The sequence below is a fragment of the Hymenobacter humi genome (assembly GCF_042665855.1).
In the GTDB taxonomy this organism is placed as follows: domain Bacteria; phylum Bacteroidota; class Bacteroidia; order Cytophagales; family Hymenobacteraceae; genus Hymenobacter; species Hymenobacter humi.
In genome coordinates this window covers 4,465,051-4,481,836 of sequence record NZ_JBHTEK010000001.1, presented here as the reverse complement: position 1 = coordinate 4,481,836, position 16,786 = coordinate 4,465,051, and the positions used below count along the sequence as shown (strand labels likewise).

Genomic DNA, 16,786 nt, shown 5'->3' with positions numbered 1-16,786 from the left:
GCCAGTGAGGCAACTAAAGTTTTTGCGAATATACTTTGAAACACAAAGTTCTTTTATTTACCTTTGGTCCGTTACTGCGAAGGCTGTTCCTGCCCAGGTGCTCCGCGCAGTTCGGGGCCAGTTTTGCGAACTCGCCCTTCGCGCCTGGGTCTTAATAATTTATTGTTCATCAGTATTTTATCATCCAATCGTACACTTAAAGCCCTTCTGTCATGACACTCACTAAAAGCATTTCTCTCGTTGCGCTCGGTACGGCGCTCTTGTTGGTCATACCCCTGGTGGCAAACCAGTACATCGACGGAGAAGGCTGGAGCCCGGGCGATTTTGTGGCCGCTGGCATCATGCTATTCGGCGCGGGCCTCACGTTTGTCTTGATTGCGAGGATGGGGAACAATACGATGTATCGACTGGGCGCCGGCCTGGGGGTGGCAGCGGGGCTGCTGCTCGTGTGGGCGAATGGGGCCGTGGGGCTCGTTGGGAGCGAAGACAACCCCGTCAACCTGCTGTATGTGGCGGTGCTGGCGGTGGCACTTATCGGGGCCTTCGTGGCGCGTTTCCGGCCACTGGGGATGTCTAACGCCATGTTTGCGGCGTCACTTACCTATGTGTTGGTCACCGTGGTTGCGCTATTCATCTGGAAGCCCACGGGCGCGGCTGCCGAGCCCCAGGTGGGCCTCGTGAATGTGCTGGGCGCGAATGGGATGTTCGCTGCGATATGGGCCGTATCGGGTTTGCTGTTTCGCCGCGCCAGCGCCATTGGCTCAACTTCGGGCCGCCGCCTGGCGTAGCGGTGTAGCCCAGCCAGCACCCGCAGCGGCATCTTGAGCCTGCGGGCAGCGGCGCAGGGGCAGTTTAAGCAGCGGTTGGCCGGGCCCGTGGCTGAGGCTGGCGCGCGGCGGCCACAAGCCCAAATGTGCTTTTCAGGACGCATCGGCTACGGCAGCCTCTCGCAGCCCGTGACCCTGGCCGATGGCAAAATGACTCTCGACCTCAGCACAGTGGCCCTGACGCTCGCCGCGCAGCAGCTCAACGACGACCAGAAAGCCGGCGACGGCGGCAATGGCCAGGGCGGCAACTATAGAGGTTTCGGGGCCGTGCCCGGCAGGGGTGAGGCCCACAGGTGAACGCAAAAATGTACACCAGCCCCGAAACCGCTCTAACCAGCCGCCTGCACCCGGTTCGGTGCCAGCCAGCTAACCAACTGTCGAAGAAGCCGAGCAGCTTTTGTTCGGCTATTGGAGTTGAAAGCCACGCCGCAGAGCATATAAGTTGCTTAGCGAGACGTCAGAAACTAACGCAGCCCCTGCTCCGGAGCGGCACCGCACTGGCTGCCGCTCCAGAGCAGCGAAGGCGCCTATTCTCCCTCAACGCTGCGGCTCGTAACCGAAGCTTTTCTAATCTTTCTGCTTTTGCAAGCCCATGAGCTTTGCCACTACCCTCGACCGTCTTCATTCCCAGGCCAAGCACAACCGCTGGATGCGGTATTTCGCGGTGTTCACGCGGGTGGCCCTGGCGGCGGGGTTCCTGCCATCGGGTTTTGTAAAAATCATGGGAGAGCGGTTTACTTCCTTGTCCAACAACCACCCCATGGGCCACTACCTCGAGGCCCTGTCGCACACCGGCTATTACTACACCTACATCGGCATTGCCCAGATGACGGCCGCCGTGCTGTTGCTCATACCGGGCACCGCTGTGCTGGGTGCGGTCATGTACTTCCCCATCATCCTAAACATCTGCATTCTGTCGTTGGCCGTGCGCTTTGAGGGCTCGCTGCTTACCTCTCCGTTGATGGTGGTTGCCAACGTGTTTCTGCTGTGCTGGTATTACGACCGGTTGAAATATATCCTGCCGTTCAACCAGCCCAATTCCACTGCGTTGCCCGCGCCACCCAGCATCAGCAATAAATTCCCCAAGGCCTTCTTTGCGGGGGCGGCGGCCACGGTGGTAGTCGTGGTGCTGCTTACCCACCTGTTCGACGTGATGCCCCGCAACACCTTGGCCGACTGCCAGTCGCAGTTTAAAGGCAGCCACCGAACCAAAGCCGGCAATGAGTTTTGCGATTGCATTCATAACCAGGGCCAGCCGCTTGACCAGGCCCTGGTGAGATACCGCCAGTCCCCCGATGACGATGCCCGCTAAACTGAGGGACTGCACTTCTTAACGGCACCCATCAGGCGTTTTTGGCCCTGCCAAACCACGTACTGTTTCAGTGCTCCTGGCTTTGGCCACCACAGAGCGGGATTTTGGTACGCAGCTCATCTCCTGCAGGTAAGGTGCCCCAGCTAAACAATCCCGACGGGCGGTTGGTCTTAGAGCGAGTCGCTTTACGAAATAGCGGCTCACACACTACTCGCTCATCTTATTGCTTATGAATATTGGAATCATTGGGGCCGGCTACATCGGCAGCGCCCTGGCCGGGCGGCTCACCAGCCTCGGCCACTCGGTATACATTGCCAACTCCCGCGGCCCGGAAACGCTGACGGACCTGGCCCAAAAAACCGGCGCCACCCCCGTTACGGCCAAGGAAGCTGCCCGCCACGGCGACATCATTGTGGTTACCATCCCGCTGAAAAACATTCCCGACCTGCCCAAGGACCTGTTTGAGGGCGTGCCCGCCGACGTGCCCATCATCGACACCAGTAACTACTACCCCATGCTGCGCGATGGCCAGCCCGAGCTGGAAAGCGGCGACCTCACCGAGAGCGAATGGGTGCAGCAGCACCTGGGCCGGCCGGTGGTGAAGGTGTTTAACAACATCTACGCCGCGCACCTCGAAAATTCGGGCAAGCCCGCCGGCACGCCCGACCGCATCTCCCTGCCCGTGGCCGGCGACGATGCCGCTGCCAAGCAAAAGGTAATGGCCCTGGTGAATGAGCTGGGATTTGATGCCGTAGACGCCGGCACACTGCACGAGTCGTGGCGGCAGCAGCCGGGCACCCCATCGTACGGGGCCGATATGCCCGCCGCCGAGCTACAGCAGCACCTGGCCAGCCTGGGCACCAAGCGCACGCCCGAGCAGCACGCCCAATACCAGGCCAACCAAAACGCAGCGGAAAAACAAATGCAGGCCCAAGGCATCCAGCTGTAAGGACCGCCGCCCAAATCCATTTTGGCCGCCAACCGCCAGCCGGTTGCAACAAGCCCCAATAAAAGAAAAGAGCCCCGGCAACTGTTGGGGCTCTTTTCTTTTGCTGCCCTACTTGGTGCAGGCACGAGCTATAGGCTCATAACATTTTGGGGGAAAAGACCCCCGCTTTTTAGCCTATTCAAGCAGGAACTAGCTTTGCCACATTGCGGCCGCAACGCACGGCGTCGCGCTCTTTCCTTATAAACCCACTAATTGAGTATGCAAGACGCTATTCTGGACCTCGTTCGCCAGGCTCATGCCCTGACGGAGTCTACAGCGGTTGCCACCAGCGACCTCACCACGCGCAAACAGCTAGTGCTGGCCGATTTGTCCCTGCACCTCGTGCAGGCTGCTCTTCGCCAGGAGCAGCCAGACCCCACCGAACTGAAGCGGTACCTGTATAGCATCCTCACCGTGTGTGATGGCTTTGTACCGGACCTAGACCTCAAGGCGATGGCAAATGTGGTGCTGCCGTTTAAGTAAACGAGTTGGTTAAGCCCAAACGCCGCCCCGCCCGCTGCGCCCACCGCTGAAGAAACTGAGGCTTCTTTTTCACGGGAGTGAGTTAAGCGCAACACGGCTCGTGACAAATTAGGATGCAGGGCTGTAAGTCTTAATATTTAAGTCGTCTACTGTTCTGGTGTAGCTTGTCTCTGTGCTTCAGTGGCGGTTTATCCTCCACCGCAATTTTAAGAACGAGATATAAGTTCAAGCCAGTTTAAGGTCTACATTGCTTCGAAATAGCAATTTTACCTTCTTTATCTACCAAAAAATGGCAACGCAAATTACCCACATTAGTGTATTCCTTGCTTCCCCATCCGACTTAGCCGAAGAAAGAATTGCCGTCAAGCAGGCAATAGATGAGCTAAATGGTATGGTGAGACAGATGATGAATGTGCATCTTGACCTTTTAACTTGGGAAACCGACTCTTATCCATCTGCAGGAATTGACGCTCAAGATGTTATCAATACACAAATTGGTAATGAATACGATGTTTTTATCGGTATGATGTGGCAAAAATTTGGTACACCGACAGGACGTGCTGGTTCTGGCACAGAGGAAGAGTTCGAAATAGCTTATAATAAATTTGTAGAAACAGGCGGAAGGACTAAAATAATGCTCTATTTTAGTTCAAAAGCTATTAAGCCTGATGATATTGATATTGAGCAGCTTGCTAAGGTGAAAGCGTTCAAAGTTCGTGCGCAGGAAAGGGGTATTTTGTATGGTTCTTTTAATGATGCCGAATCCCTGCAAACGATATTGAAGATGCATTTGACAAAGCATATTCCAAGCATCGTTACTTCTACAACTAATACTATCGAAGTTGCAAAAGCTGCAGTTGAAAGCTCAGATTCTATCAGAATAGATAACTCCGACGAAGAGAACGGATATTTCGACCTAATGGAGATTTTCTCCGAGAATTTCTCCGAAGTCGAAAAAGTGCTTAGTAAAATATCAGAGCATATTGAAGACTTAGGTGTTCAAATGACCAAAAAGGCTGCTAGAATTGACGCTCTAAATAAAGCTCCAAACCGTTCAGCCCAGAGTTATCGAATCTTGATTGATAGCAGTGCAGGCTGATATAACAAACTATGTAGACTTGACAAATATCGAGCTTCCTCGCTTCCATGACCTATTCACTACAGCAATCGATGCTTTTTCGAATGCTTTGACTATTTCAGAGGCTAGTGGAAATAATATGGAAGTGACGGATTTAGAAGAGTTGTTGGAGAATATTGCTTCCGCAAAAGCTAATGTCGAGTTTGCAACTAATTCAATAATTGGTTTCAGAGAAACAGCCAATGGTTTTCCTCCCATAGCTAAAAGTATTAACAAAGCTGCTAGACTGCTTCGAAGTACTCTATCTGATTTAGTGTCTGAACTTACTAATTCTTCGATGTTATTAGACGGATTAAATGATGTAGTAAACTCAATTCTGTTAAGAACTAATGAAGGTGAGTCAATAGCAGAAGAAGTTTTATATGTAATGCCGTTTTGGCTCAAATACTTTGCTTCATATTCATTTTTTCCGCCAAAAAGTCTGAGAAAACCTTCTCGCACCCCCTTTGCTAGTCTACACGTAGAACTTCTTTCAAGGAGGCACCTACTAAGAGACTAGCATCATGGACTTTAAAAACTTCACCATCAAGGCGCAGGAGGCCGTGCAGAAGGCCACCGAAATAGCTGGGGGCAACCAGCAGCAGGCCGTCGAAACGGGCCATTTGCTGAAGGGCCTCTTCCAGAGCGACGAGAGCGTCTTCACGTTTCTGGCCAATAAGCTGGGCGCTAACCTCAACATCCTCACGCCGCGGCTCGATGCCATAGTGGCCGCCTACCCCAAGGTGAGCGGTGGCTCGCCCTACTTCGCCAACGACGCCGCTGCCGCCGTGCAGCGCGCCAACACGGTGATGAAGGACATGGGCGACGAGTTCGTGTCCGTCGAGCACCTGCTGCTGGGCATCCTCAGCGGCAAAGACGCCGTGGCCACCCTGCTCAAAGACACCGGCTTCAACGACAAGGACCTGAAAGCCGCCATCCAGGAGCTGCGCGGCGGCCGCAAGGTGACCAGCCCGAGCGCCGAAGACCAGTACCAGAGCCTGAACCGCTACGCCCGTAACCTCAACGAGCAGGTGCGCGCCGGCAAGATGGACCCTGTGATTGGCCGCGACGAGGAAATCCGCCGCGTGCTGCAAATCCTCTCGCGCCGCACCAAAAACAACCCCGTGCTGCTCGGCGAGCCCGGCGTGGGCAAAACCGCCATTGTGGAGGGCCTGGCCCAGCGCATCGTGGCCGGCGACGTGCCCGAAAACCTGCGCGACAAAACCATCATGAGCCTCGACATGGGCCTGCTCGTGGCCGGCGCCAAGTACAAGGGCGAGTTTGAGGAGCGCCTCAAGGCCGTAATCAAGGAAGTGACCGACTCGGATGGCCAGATTGTGCTCTTCATCGACGAGATGCACACGCTTATCGGGGCCGGTGGCGGGGGCGAGGGCGCCATGGACGCTGCCAACCTGCTCAAGCCCGCCCTGGCGCGCGGCGAGCTGCATGCCATCGGGGCCACCACGCTCAAGGAATACCAGAAGTACATCGAGAAAGACAAGGCCCTGGAGCGCCGCTTCCAGGCCGTGATGGTGGACGAGCCCACCCAGGAAGACGCCATCAGCATCCTGCGCGGCATCAAGGAGAAGTACGAGCCTGCACCACGGCGTGCGCATCACCGACGACGCCGTGATTGCCTGCGTGGAGCTGGCTCGCGCTACATCACCGACCGATTCCTGCCCGACAAGGCCATCGACCTGATGGACGAAGCCGCTGCCAAGCTGCGGATTGAGCTGAATTCCATGCCTGTGGAGCTCGACGAAATCCAGCGCCGCATCATGCAGGCTCGAGATTGAGCGCGAGGCCATCCGCCGCGAAGACAACCGCGACCGCGAAGCTGTGCTCAGCAAGGAGCCTGGCCGAGCTCAACGACAAGCGCGACAGCCTCAAGGCCCGCTGGGAAAGCGAAAAAGGCATTCTCTCCGGCATTCAGACCCAGAAGGAAGCCATCGAGCAGTTCAAGCTGGAAGCCGAGCAGGCCGAGCGCCAGGGCGACTACGCCCGCGTGGCCGAACTGCGCTACGGCAAGATTCAGGAAGCCGAAGCCAAGCTCAAGGAACTGCAGGACCAGGCCAACGCCAACAAAGACGGCGGCACCATGCTGCAGGAAGTAGTCACGGCCGAAAGCATTGCCGAGGTGGTGGCCAAGTGGACCGGCATCCCGGTGAGCAAGATGCTGCAGTCGGACCGCGAGAAGCTGCTGCACCTGGAAGAAGAGTTGGGCAAGCGCGTGGCCGGCCAGAGCGAGGCCATCGCGGCCATCTCCGATGCCGTGCGCCGCTCCCGCGCCGGCCTGCAGGACCCCAAGCGGCCCATCGGCTCGTTTATCTTCCTAGGTTCCACGGGCGTAGGTAAAACGGAGCTGGCCAAGGCCCTGGCCGAGTACCTGTTCAACGACGAGAATTCGATGGTCCGCATCGACATGAGCGAGTTTCAGGAGCGCCACGCCGTGTCGCGCCTTATCGGGGCACCTCCCGGCTACGTGGGCTACGACGAAGGCGGCCACCACGGAAGCCGTGCGCCGCAAGCCCTACTCAGTGGTGCTTCTCGACGAAATCGAAAAAGCGCACCCCGACGTGTTCAACATCCTGCTGCAGGTGCTGGATGATGGCCGCCTCACCGACAACAAAGGCCGGATGGCGAACTTCAAGAACACCATCATCATCATGACCTCCAACACCGGGGCCGACATCATTCAAAAGAATTTCAAAGAGCTGAATGAGTTCAACCACGACGAAGTGGTGGACCGCACCCGTGACGAAGTGGTGGAGCGGCTCAAGCAGCACATGCGCCCCGAGTTCCTGAACCGCATCGACGAAATCGTGATGTTCCAGCCGCTCAAGCGCAAGGAAATCCGCAAGATTGTCGACATCCAGTTCAAGCACATCCAGCAGCGTCTGGAAGAAGCCGGCATCCGCCTGGAAGCCACGCCCGAAGTGCTCGACTACCTCGGCGAGCAGGGCTACGACCCGCAGTTTGGCGCCCGTCCGCTCAAGCGCGTGCTGCAGCGCGTGGTGCTCAACGAGCTGTCGAAAGACATCCTCTCCGGCCGCGTGACCAAAGATTCCGTGGTAGAAGCGGTGATGGAAGACGGCGCGGTGAAATTCGAGAACGTGGAAATGCCCGCGGTGTAATTATTGAGCTGAATTTGTAAATGAAAAAAGCCCCGCTGGCAGTTGCTGGCGGGGCTTTTTAATTACTGATTTGGAGGAGCGGTTATAAGCAAGGCGCTTTCGAGCCGATTGTGCAGTCGTCGTTGGACTCTTCGCGATAAAGGCAAGCGTCTCTCGTAATCGCGAATAGTTTCTTGCTCAATTCTTTTCGAATTGCCAATCCAGGAAATTGGGCCAACCAGCGAGAACGTTATGGTAGCAGGTGCGGCTATCATGAGGGCAGTGAAGTAACCATTTGATTCACTGGTTCCAGTGCCCCAAAGGTTAATACCCAAGTCCATCCTGGGGTAGGAGTAAATAGCAATGCCAGCGGCTACGGGCGCCAGCACGGTAATAACCCGGCCCCAGCCCCGACTATTGCGGAATGTTTCGTGCAATGCCTGGACCGTATCTGCGTGCGTAAAAACCCGGTTTACATAAACTCCCGCCTGCACTCCCTGACCAAGGCTGGAAAAAGGCAGACCTACCAGGAGGCCCGGCAACAGGAGTAAACGGCTCATTGGAAGGGCATAAGGGATTGATAAATATAAAAAGCATATACTCAAGCTGCAATAGGGCTGAATTCTAATTGAAAAAGCCCCGCTCGCAATTGCTGGCGGGGCTTTTTATGCTAACGTATGGTTCTGAAGTTGAAACACACGCTCGTTAGCGATATGGGGATGGCGAATTGGGCGGAAGAAAATGTTCTGGCCGTAACCTCTTTGCAAGTTTTCTGGGCAGCGCATGCACCTGCATGTACTGAGAAATAGCTTGCTCCTCGGTCTGCTTGGAATTGTCAGACAATTGAATGATGCCAAGAGCCACGATTGGAGCACCGATTACAAATCCCAGTTTTACACCGCCTATAAATTCAGGAAGATGGCCATAGGTAGAAGTTGGTGGGCTTGAAGGAATAGAGGCGAACGGAGTCACCACAAAAGTTGCGCTGCCCAGGCCTATTAACATTCCACCGCCTACCCGTCGGTTGGTATACATCCGGTGCAGTGCAGCAACGGTATCCGCCGCGGTACGCGGGGTGGGGTGTATATGGGAGGCATCTCGCCTGTGCGCGATGAGTCGGGAAGGGTTTGCCCACAGAGGGGACCGGAAAGGAGAAGAAGTAGGCAGAGGACGCGCAGCATATCAGTCGGGTAGATAAATCGAAATGTACGTCGCGGGCCTCAACACGCCGCGAGTTTAGGTAGGAGTAGCTGGCGTTTTAATCGTTTGAGAAAACGCTTCCTACTTCCACTTCAGCAGTGGGCGACGCTGTATGAAATTAATATCCTTGTAGACGTGTGAAATATCCCCGCAACAGTTGCTAATGGATGTTCTATTAATGGCGGCGTATTCAGTAAAACTATAAAGTTCGTGGTTATATGGTTCGTTTATGTAAACGACTTATGATAAGCATATTTATCAGACTAGTTTAGCTGTTGACAAGCGTGAACTTCAACTAAACCGCAATTGCCATGCAGCCCACTGATTTGCTTAACCAAGTAGGGAATAATGTTGAACCTTCATCACGTTCAGCATTTGCCATCGGACGGAAAGTCGGCATCCTTTTATTGCTTCAGCTAGCTGCCGCGCTCACGCTGCCTTTTATACTAGCAAAGTCACTTACTGCCGGCTCCCCGGCATTTCTGACTGCAGTAGCAAAGGATTCATTTCAGGTTCGCTCAGCAGTGCTACTCTCGTTCGTAGGCTCCGCGCTCACCGTTTATCTCGGTGTCACGGCATTTCCGGTACTGAGGCGCTACAGTCACACGGCGGCGCTATTGTTCGTGGTCGTGTGTGCGGTTAGCTGCACCTTGGATATCGTGCAGGCCGGTACCATCCTGTCGATGCTGGCAATCAGCAACAGGTTCGTTGAAGCCGGTGCTGTTGATTCTGAACTGTATCAGGTGGTAGGAGCCGCAGTGGCTTCGGCCAGACGCTCGGCCCATGCTACGCAATTGCTGGCGATAGGCGCCTGGATGTTCGTGTTCTATATTTCGCTGCTTCGCTTCCGGCTGGTCCCGCGGGTGTTAGCAGCGGTGGGAGTCGTTGGAGTCGCACTGCAGTTCATTGGGGTAACATTAATGATGTTCCTGGGAAATCCCTCCATCGGACAGATGGCAATGCCGTTGCTTCCCATCCAGATAACTGTTGCGGTGTGGCTGATTGTTAAGGGGTTTAACGAGAGCCCAAACCGGCGCAAGTTGAGCGCCGCATAGCTCAATACCATCTGTGCCGGGAATATTTACGATAAGCTGCTTCGTTTTATCAGCTAAGACAACTGGGGCACCGTGCGCGCATAACAGCATACACAGAAAAAGCCCCGCCGGCTATTTGCAGGCGGGGCTTTCCTATGGTCTTCAAATTGAAATTAGCGGCTGAAATATTTCGGCTTAAGCTTGCTCCGTATTTGGTGGTGGTCTAACTGGGTGTGATTAACGTAATGGGGTTATGATACTCACGAGCCAATTATGCGGGCGGTGCGCCAGCGACCAAGTGCGCAAGAACGGCAGCAGCGGAGGCCGCGCCAAGTACCAGTGCAAAGCGTGCGCCTACCAGGGATACCTGCACCCGGCTGGTCCTGCGCGGGCGGCCCGCTACGCGCAGGTGGAAAAGCTGCTGGTGGAGCGCAACTCGCAGCGCAGCATCGTGCGGGCCACGGGTGTCTCGCGCATGACGGTGGCCAAGCTAGCAAAAAAGCCCGGCAGCCCGGGCCGCCCTTGCTGCGTCTGCGCCCGAAAAAGGAGCAACGAAAGTGCTGGGAGGCACTTGAGCTCGATGAGATGTGGACGTTTGTGGGCCGCAAAAAGCGCAAGGCGTGGCTCTGGCTGGCCGTCGAGCGCGCCAGCCGGCGCGTCGTGGCCTGGGTACTGGGCCGCCGGGACGCGGCCACGGCCCGGCGCTTGTGGCAAGCGCTGCCGGGCCGCTACCGCCGGCGTTGCTGGTACTTCACCGACCTGTTCCCCGCCTACGCGGACGTGCTGCCGCGCTGGCAGCACCGCCGCTGCCCCAAGGGCGACGGCGGCACGAGCATCGTCGAAGCCGTCAATTGCTCCTTGCGCCAGCGCTGCGGCGTGCTCGTGCGCAAGTCTTGCTCCTTCAGCAAAAAGCTAGAAATGCACACGGCCCGAATCAAAATTGTCATTGACAATTATAACCTCACACTAATTTAGACCACCGCCCCGTATTTCAGAAGGCAGCTTGATATTTCGCCCGTAGCTGGCTACCATTTTTGCCTCCCGGGATTTGCTGAATCTCACCGATTTCCTAATGCTAATAACCGTTGTAGTTCCGCCAATAATAACGGCAACAGCTACAGCCGGTATAGCACCAGTTCCCCCAAAAGCCAAAGCAAATGGCGCCAGTGCGCAAGCGTACAGAAAATAACCCCTCCCAGGGCAGTTAATACAAAACCACCCGTCCGGCGTTGGTCATATAACCGGTGTAAGGCTTGCACGGTATCGGCTGAAGCAGCGTGGCTTGCTACTGTTACGGTGGTCTGTGCGGTATCTGCACAAGCCAGCGTAAGCGGTTGGTGATAAGGCCCCGGATATTAATAGCAAAAAGAGAATTGTGCGTAACAACATCTGCTATTTTACTTGACTGCTGGTTGCACAAATAAACCGGGCTTCAACTTACGCAGGTACTTCTCGGGAACCGTTTTTTTGGCGTTGTATGCTGCGAGCAAAGCCGCCTCTTTTTTCTTGCTGTAGCGGCCCCGCATAATGAGGCCTGGGATGTATAATGGAGCCGTGTAAATGGCGGCAAGCGCTGTAACAAAAAAATAGGCTGTCCCGCCGGTATAGAAGCCCATATTGCCTCCATTCTCCACGACATCACTAATGCCGTAGGCAGTAAGAGCACCCGCTGTAACCACAAAAGCGCTGCCTATTGTGCGCCGCTTTTTAAATAGCCGTTGCAAGGCCCAAATCGTGTCAGCAGCAGTAAGTCGGTTGGGGGTTACTAAAGTGGTATCGGTCCGTATGGAGCTGACCGGCACTGCTTGAGCTGTGACCGGCACCACCACTAAGAGCAGTGCCAATAAGTAAAAGTGCTTCATGACGTTTAGGGCAAAAGGCTGGATACTTGTTGCGGTGAAATACGAGTATCCATGGCCATCTACCAAATAAGACAGGCAACCGCTAAAGTCCCTTGCGAGAGGCTGTAGCCGGTCGATTTTCTCGTTTAGAGGTGCCGAAAAGCGCCTGACACGCTTAGAAGCATTCGGCTCTAAAAGTCCCTGAAGTCTAACTATTTCGTGGGCTGCCCGTGCCGCCGCATCAGTCAGAAAGTGATGCAACAATTTATTGGGCTAAACCCGCACCCTAGCGACGGCGTGCGGCCTTGCGCTCCATCCGCTCGCGGTAGGCTCGCCCGGCGGCTAAGTGCTTCTCCTTCAATTGCGTCCGGATGGTCCGGGGCAATGGTTTGCCGGCCAGGTAGTTGTCGCGCAGAGCGGTGAACTTGGCATCTGAGTAAGGCGCGTTGTGCACGAACATGTACGTCACCCCGCCCGCCATCAGCAACAGGCCCGCGGCCACCTGACCACCGGACGGCTCGCTGCTCTGGGGCTGCAGGTAAGGCGAGGGGGAGTATTCGTTTTGGAGGCGCCCGTCATGAGGCGCAAGCCCGGCAGGGCGAGCAGGATGGGTAGCTGGCCGCCCTGCCGCTTGGCATTGAACAGCCCTTGCACGGCGTCGAGGGTGTCTTGCCGGGCATCGGCCAGCACCTGGGCGGGTGTGAGGGCAGGGGTACCGGGCATCTGGGCGCTGGGGGCGATGGCCTTCGCGAGCAGGGGGTTGTCGGCGGAAGCGGTGCCGTGCAGCGGGGCGAAGTTGCCGCGCAGTCGCCGGGCCACGCTGGCGGGCAGATGGCCGGTGGCCGCCAGCCCACGGAGCACGTTCCGCTCCCGGCCGGGCCCGAACTGAATGCGCTTGTTTAGCCCAATCACCAGCATGGCCGACCCAGCCAGTACCCCGGGCGTCCACACGCCGGCGCTGGTGGTTTGCAGGGCGGGCAGGGTAGAAGCGAGGATGCCCGCGGTGCCCACCCCCAGCCAGGCCGCGCCGCCCCCGCGGCGGCTCCGAAACAGCTCGTGCACGGCGCGGGCCGTGTCGGCGCGAGTAAGGAGCGGGGAAGTAGGGGCAGCCGACTCCTGCGGAGTGGGCTGCGGAAGGGCGCTCGGTGCTTGTTGGGCGTAGGTTGAGCTGATGCAGGCCGTCAGGGAAGCCAGCAGAAGAAGGGGTGTCAGCAGTAGTGGTTTCAGCATAAAAGGTAGAAAATAAGAAGTGCCGTTTAAGCCAGCTGCCTAAATAATTGGGCTGGACAATTGGCAAAGCTAGCAAAGGCCTGAGATTCTTAGCCGTGCTAGCTGAAACTATTTTCTTCTTTCCAATAGGAGCATTCCGGGAACGCCTGCGCCACCCGATTGTCTGTCCACGGGAAGGCCATCCGGCGAACGGCAATGATAGCGCGGCTGGCGGTTGGTTTTAGCGGGGAGATGGCGCCTGGTTTCGCAAGTGGCCGGAATCCGGACTCACTCCTTACCGCATGCGATAACGCGGTCAGGGTGCCATAGGCCGCTTGGGCTTTCTCCGGTACGCGTCGTTTTGGATAAAAGTCCGAACTTCGTTTTCCGGCTTTGTTCAAAAGAATTAAAAAATGCTTTTTTAATGTCTGTCTTTCAAACCTATTTGCAGCTCGGCTTTCTGCACATCTGCACGCCCCGGGCCGCCGACCACCTCACGTTTTTGCTGGCCCTGTGCGCCCCCTACGTGCTGGCCGACTGGCGCCGGGTGCTGGCCCTGGTCACCAGTTTCACGATAGGGCACTCACTCACGCTGGCTCTGGCCACGCTGGGCGTGGTCGCGTTCAGCCCAACTATCATCGAAGCGCTGATTCCGATTACCATCATGGTCACGGCGCTGCTCAACATGCGCGGGGCCAACCGCCGGGAGCTGGCGCCCCGAACCACGCGCACGCCGGTGAAACTGCTGGCTGCTCCCAACGTGCTGGCGCTGGCATTCGGCCTGATTCACGGCCTGGGCTTTTCCAACTACCTGCAATCGTTGCTGGGCGCCAACAGCCGCCCGGTTCTGGAGCTGCTTGCATTCAACGTGGGCGTGGAGCTCGGGCAGGTGCTGGTTGTGCTGGCGATATTGCTGCTGGGCCTGGTGCTGCTGCGGGCCATGGGAGTAGCGCGCCGCGACTGGCTGCTGACCACCAGCGGCGCGGCGCTGGGCATCGCTACCGTGCTGCTAATGCAGCAGTTGTGGCCATAAGTTGGAGCTTTTTGCGGGTTGCGTCTGTTCGCGGGGCCCAACGCTTGGCATAAGGCGCAGTATCTCGCTTGCAAAAGATACAATTCCGGGCAACTATCGGCCTGATTAGCCGCCTACTCTGGCGTATCTTCGTCCACTTTCTCAGCTCTTGCTTTTCAGTTTTCCCTTTAACATTCTTTATGCGTCGTTTTCTATTTGCCGGCTTGGTGCTGGCTTTGGTGGGCCAGCAGCCTGCTTCAGCCCAGAACACCAATTCGGGTACCGACAAATTTGCGCAGCTTGAAACCCTGCTGCCCACGCCCAACGCGTACCGCACCGCCAGCGGCGCGCCCGGCAAAGACTACTGGCAGCAGCGGGCCGACTACGACATCAAGGTCACCCTCGACGACGCCAAGCAGGCCATCACGGGCCGCGAGACCATCACTTACACCAACCTCTCGCCCGACGTGCTGCCCTACCTCTGGGTGCAGGCTCGACCAGAACATCCTGGACAAAAACTCCATCACCACGGCCACGCAGGTAGGCCGCCTGCAGGAGAAAATGCCCTTCCAGGCCCTGGAAAGCATGCTGTCGGATTTCGACGGAGGTTTCAAGATTGAGAGCGTAACCGGCAAGGACGGCAAGACCCTGAAAACGGTGGTGAACCACACCATGATGCGCGTGGATTTGCCTTCGCCTTTGCGGCCCGGCCAGTCGTTCGCCTTTAACGTGAAGTGGCACTACAACATCAACGACCAGCTGAAAATCAGCGAGCGCAGCGGCTACGAGTACTTCCCCGAGGACAAAAACTACCTCTACGAAATCGCGCAGTTTTACCCGCGTATGGCCGTGTACTCCGACAACCAGGGCTGGCAGCACAAGCAGTTCCTGGGCACCGGTGAATTCACGTTGCCTTTTGGCGACTATAAGGTGAGCATCACCGCCCCGGCCGACCATGTGGTGGGCGCCACCGGTACCTTGCAAAATGCGTCGCAAGTCCTGACGGCCACTCAGCAGAAGCGCCTGGCCCAGGCCAAAAACGCTAAGAAGCCCGTGCTCATCGTGAGCCAGGAAGAAGCCGTGAAGGCCGAAGCCAACCGCGCCAAAGGCACGAAGACCTGGACTTACGCCGCCAAAAACGTGCGCGACTTTGCCTGGGCCAGCTCGCGCAAGTTCATCTGGGATGCCATGGAGATTAAGCAAAACGGCAAGCCCGTAATGTGCATGTCGTACTACCCCAAGGAAGGCAATCCGCTGTGGGGCAAGTACTCCACGGAGGTGGTCGCCCACACCATCAAGACCTATTCGAAATTCACCATTCCTTATGAATACCCGGTGGCCATCTCGGTGCACGGTCCGGTAGGCGGCATGGAGTACCCGATGATTTGCTTCAACGGCGGCCGCCCCGAGAAGGACGGCACTTACTCCGCCCAGCGGAAATACGGGATGATTTCGGTGATTATCCACGAAGTGGGGCACAACTTCTTCCCGATGATTATCAACTCGGACGAGCGGCAGTGGTCGTGGATGGACGAGGGCCTGAACACCTTCGTGCAGTACCTCACCGAGCAGGAGTGGGAGCGCAACTACCCGTCTTCGCGCGGCGAGCCCCGCAACATGGTCAACTACATGATGACCGACAAGAGCCTGCAGTCGCCCATCATGATTAACTCGGAATCGGCCCTGCAGTTTGGCAATAACGCCTACGGCAAGCCCGCCACGGCCTTGAACATTCTGCGCGAGACGGTGATGGGGCGCGAGCTGTTCGACCACGCCTTCAAGACCTACGCCCAGCGCTGGGCCTACAAGCACCCCACGCCGGCCGACTTCTTCCGCACCATGGAAGACGCCTCGGCCGTGGACCTGGACTGGTTCTGGCGCGGCTGGTTCTACACCACCGACCGCACCGACCTGGCCCTCGAGTCGGTGAAGTACTACACCCCCAGCACCCAGGACCCCGCCGTGGAAAAGGCCCGCCAGCAGCAGGCTGCAGGCCGCTGCGCCCGCCTCTATCTCGGCCCAGCGCAACGCCCAGGAGCTCAAGAGCACGCTCGTCGACGAGAAGCCCGAGCTCAAGGACTTCTACAACGCCTACAACCCGCTGGCCGTCACCGCCGCCGACCAGCAGCGCTACCAGGCCTACCTGGGCACGCTCTCCGCCGAGCAGCGCCAGCGCCTGGGCCAGAGCCAGCACTTCTACGAGCCTGAGCTTGCGCAACGTCGGCGGGCTGGTCATGCCCGTCATCGTGCAGCTCACCTACGCCGACAACTCCACCGAGGTGCAGACCATCCCGGCCGAAATCTGGCGCAAGAATAACGAGAAGGTCACCAAAATCCTGGTGACCAAAAAGCCCGTCATCGCCTTTGTCCTGGACCCCTTCCAGCAGACGGCCGACACGGACTTGAGCAACAACGCCTTTCCGCGCCAGCCCGCCGCCTCCCGCTTCGAGCTCTTCCAGCAGCAGCAGCGCGAGCAGCCCAACCCCATGCAGCAGGCTACGCAGGCACCAGCCAGCCCCATGCAAAAGCAGGAGCAAAAGCCCGTGGGTGGTAACCGGTAATCATGCGGCTCTACTGGTCACAGCATAAAAAAAGCGGCTCAATTGAGCCGCTTTTTTTATGCTTTGTGTCTTCCCGACAGGGACGAGCC

At 57.1% G+C, this 16,786-nt stretch carries 17 protein-coding genes and 2 pseudogenes; 15 read left to right on the top strand and 4 right to left on the bottom strand.

Features of this window, described 5'->3' with window-relative positions; translation table 11 throughout:
• Window positions 1-263 precede the first annotated feature (263 nt).
• The 10 genes from ACFQT0_RS25380 to ACFQT0_RS25335 all read left to right on the top strand — a co-directional run bounded on the left by ACFQT0_RS25380 (window position 264) and on the right by ACFQT0_RS25335 (window position 7,861).
• Window positions 264-788, top strand: coding sequence for a hypothetical protein (locus tag ACFQT0_RS25380; protein ID WP_380205776.1), 525 nt, complete (start codon window positions 264-266; stop codon window positions 786-788).
• A 33-nt stretch (window positions 789-821) separates the two neighbouring features.
• Window positions 822-1,124, top strand: a complete 303-nt coding sequence (locus tag ACFQT0_RS25375; RefSeq protein ID WP_380205775.1) for a hypothetical protein — start codon at window positions 822-824, stop codon at window positions 1,122-1,124.
• Between the two features lie 295 nt (window positions 1,125-1,419).
• Window positions 1,420-2,139, top strand: coding sequence for a DoxX family protein (locus ACFQT0_RS25370; protein WP_380205774.1), 720 nt, complete (start codon window positions 1,420-1,422; stop codon window positions 2,137-2,139).
• 229 nt (window positions 2,140-2,368) lie between these two features.
• The gene (locus tag ACFQT0_RS25365) at window positions 2,369-3,088 is read left to right on the top strand and encodes an NADPH-dependent F420 reductase (RefSeq protein ID WP_380205773.1); all 720 of its coding nucleotides are present in this window, start codon (window positions 2,369-2,371) and stop codon (window positions 3,086-3,088) included.
• A gap of 258 nt (window positions 3,089-3,346) precedes the next feature.
• Complete coding sequence (locus tag ACFQT0_RS25360; RefSeq protein WP_380205772.1) at window positions 3,347-3,610, top strand: hypothetical protein; 264 nt, start codon at window positions 3,347-3,349, stop codon at window positions 3,608-3,610.
• Window positions 3,611-3,899: 289 nt separating this feature from the next.
• Window positions 3,900-4,709 carry a DUF4062 domain-containing protein gene (locus ACFQT0_RS25355; RefSeq protein ID WP_380205771.1) on the top strand — a complete coding sequence of 270 codons (810 nt, stop codon included), beginning with the start codon at window positions 3,900-3,902 and terminating at the stop codon, window positions 4,707-4,709.
• A gap of 19 nt (window positions 4,710-4,728) precedes the next feature.
• Window positions 4,729-5,247: a hypothetical protein gene (locus ACFQT0_RS25350; protein WP_380205770.1), complete on the top strand. Its 519-nt coding sequence runs from the start codon at window positions 4,729-4,731 to the stop codon at window positions 5,245-5,247.
• A 4-nt stretch (window positions 5,248-5,251) separates the two neighbouring features.
• On the top strand, window positions 5,252-6,523 hold the full coding sequence (locus ACFQT0_RS25345) for a Clp protease N-terminal domain-containing protein (protein ID WP_380205769.1): 1,272 nt from the start codon (window positions 5,252-5,254) through the stop codon (window positions 6,521-6,523).
• Window positions 6,520-7,335: an AAA family ATPase gene (locus ACFQT0_RS25340; protein ID WP_380205768.1), complete on the top strand. Its 816-nt coding sequence runs from the start codon at window positions 6,520-6,522 to the stop codon at window positions 7,333-7,335. Before ACFQT0_RS25345 ends, ACFQT0_RS25340 begins: the two co-directional genes overlap by 4 nt.
• Window positions 7,265-7,861 (top strand): AAA family ATPase, encoded by a 597-nt coding sequence (locus tag ACFQT0_RS25335; protein WP_380205767.1) that lies wholly within the window; start codon window positions 7,265-7,267, stop codon window positions 7,859-7,861. The genes ACFQT0_RS25340 and ACFQT0_RS25335 overlap by 71 nt, the downstream gene beginning before the upstream one ends.
• Window positions 7,862-8,545: 684 nt before the next feature.
• Here the strand turns inward: ACFQT0_RS25335 and ACFQT0_RS25330 are convergent.
• The gene (locus ACFQT0_RS25330) at window positions 8,546-8,812 is read right to left on the bottom strand and encodes a hypothetical protein (protein WP_380205766.1); all 267 of its coding nucleotides are present in this window, start codon (window positions 8,810-8,812) and stop codon (window positions 8,546-8,548) included.
• 539 nt (window positions 8,813-9,351) lie between these two features.
• Between ACFQT0_RS25330 and ACFQT0_RS25325 the strand changes: the two genes are divergently transcribed.
• The 3 genes and pseudogenes from ACFQT0_RS25325 (at window position 9,352) to ACFQT0_RS25320 (ending at window position 11,049) form a co-directional block, all read left to right on the top strand.
• Window positions 9,352-10,095, top strand: coding sequence for a DUF4386 domain-containing protein (locus tag ACFQT0_RS25325; RefSeq protein ID WP_380205765.1), 744 nt, complete (start codon window positions 9,352-9,354; stop codon window positions 10,093-10,095).
• 232 nt (window positions 10,096-10,327) lie between these two features.
• A pseudogene (locus ACFQT0_RS31770) lies at window positions 10,328-10,396 on the top strand (hypothetical protein); the annotation flags it as partial.
• A gap of 200 nt (window positions 10,397-10,596) precedes the next feature.
• Window positions 10,597-11,049 (top strand): IS1 family transposase, encoded by a 453-nt coding sequence (locus ACFQT0_RS25320; protein WP_380204736.1) that lies wholly within the window; start codon window positions 10,597-10,599, stop codon window positions 11,047-11,049.
• Window positions 11,050-11,471: 422 nt separating this feature from the next.
• Here the strand turns inward: ACFQT0_RS25320 and ACFQT0_RS25315 are convergent, their stop codons facing one another.
• The 3 genes from ACFQT0_RS25315 to ACFQT0_RS25305 all read right to left on the bottom strand — a co-directional run bounded on the left by ACFQT0_RS25315 (window position 11,472) and on the right by ACFQT0_RS25305 (window position 13,145).
• Entirely contained in the window at window positions 11,472-11,936 is a 465-nt protein-coding gene (locus tag ACFQT0_RS25315; protein ID WP_380205764.1) for a hypothetical protein, read from the bottom strand.
• Window positions 11,937-12,201: 265 nt separating this feature from the next.
• A complete protein-coding gene (locus ACFQT0_RS25310; RefSeq protein ID WP_380205763.1) occupies window positions 12,202-12,396 on the bottom strand; it encodes a hypothetical protein in 195 nt (64 codons plus the stop codon).
• Window positions 12,396-13,145 (bottom strand): hypothetical protein, encoded by a 750-nt coding sequence (locus ACFQT0_RS25305; RefSeq protein ID WP_380205762.1) that lies wholly within the window; start codon window positions 13,143-13,145, stop codon window positions 12,396-12,398. Before ACFQT0_RS25305 ends, ACFQT0_RS25310 begins: the two co-directional genes overlap by 1 nt.
• 403 nt (window positions 13,146-13,548) lie before the next feature.
• Here ACFQT0_RS25305 and ACFQT0_RS25300 point away from each other — a divergent pair, with 403 nt between their 5' ends.
• Both ACFQT0_RS25300 and ACFQT0_RS25295 read left to right on the top strand, forming a co-directional pair.
• On the top strand, window positions 13,549-14,157 hold the full coding sequence (locus ACFQT0_RS25300) for a HupE/UreJ family protein (RefSeq protein WP_380205761.1): 609 nt from the start codon (window positions 13,549-13,551) through the stop codon (window positions 14,155-14,157).
• Window positions 14,158-14,336: 179 nt separating this feature from the next.
• Window positions 14,337-16,697 (top strand): annotated as a pseudogene (locus tag ACFQT0_RS25295) (M1 family metallopeptidase).
• Window positions 16,698-16,786 lie beyond the last annotated feature (89 nt).

What these genes read in the sequence shown, in the direction of transcription:
- ACFQT0_RS25370 (WP_380205774.1), top strand. Translation starts at nt 1,420, where the DNA reads ATGAGCTTTGCCACTACCCTCGACCGTCTTCATTCCCAGGCCAAGCAC.
- ACFQT0_RS25365 (WP_380205773.1), top strand. Translation starts at nt 2,369, where the DNA reads ATGAATATTGGAATCATTGGGGCCGGCTACATCGGCAGCGCCCTGGCC.
- ACFQT0_RS25360 (WP_380205772.1), top strand. Translation starts at nt 3,347, where the DNA reads ATGCAAGACGCTATTCTGGACCTCGTTCGCCAGGCTCATGCCCTGACG.
- ACFQT0_RS25355 (WP_380205771.1), top strand. Translation starts at nt 3,900, where the DNA reads ATGGCAACGCAAATTACCCACATTAGTGTATTCCTTGCTTCCCCATCC.
- ACFQT0_RS25345 (WP_380205769.1), top strand. Translation starts at nt 5,252, where the DNA reads ATGGACTTTAAAAACTTCACCATCAAGGCGCAGGAGGCCGTGCAGAAG.
- ACFQT0_RS25325 (WP_380205765.1), top strand. Translation starts at nt 9,352, where the DNA reads ATGCAGCCCACTGATTTGCTTAACCAAGTAGGGAATAATGTTGAACCT.
- ACFQT0_RS25315 (WP_380205764.1), bottom strand. Translation starts at nt 11,936, where the DNA reads ATGAAGCACTTTTACTTATTGGCACTGCTCTTAGTGGTGGTGCCGGTC.
- ACFQT0_RS25310 (WP_380205763.1), bottom strand. Translation starts at nt 12,396, where the DNA reads ATGGCGGGCGGGGTGACGTACATGTTCGTGCACAACGCGCCTTACTCA.
- ACFQT0_RS25305 (WP_380205762.1), bottom strand. Translation starts at nt 13,145, where the DNA reads ATGCTGAAACCACTACTGCTGACACCCCTTCTTCTGCTGGCTTCCCTG.
- ACFQT0_RS25300 (WP_380205761.1), top strand. Translation starts at nt 13,549, where the DNA reads ATGTCTGTCTTTCAAACCTATTTGCAGCTCGGCTTTCTGCACATCTGC.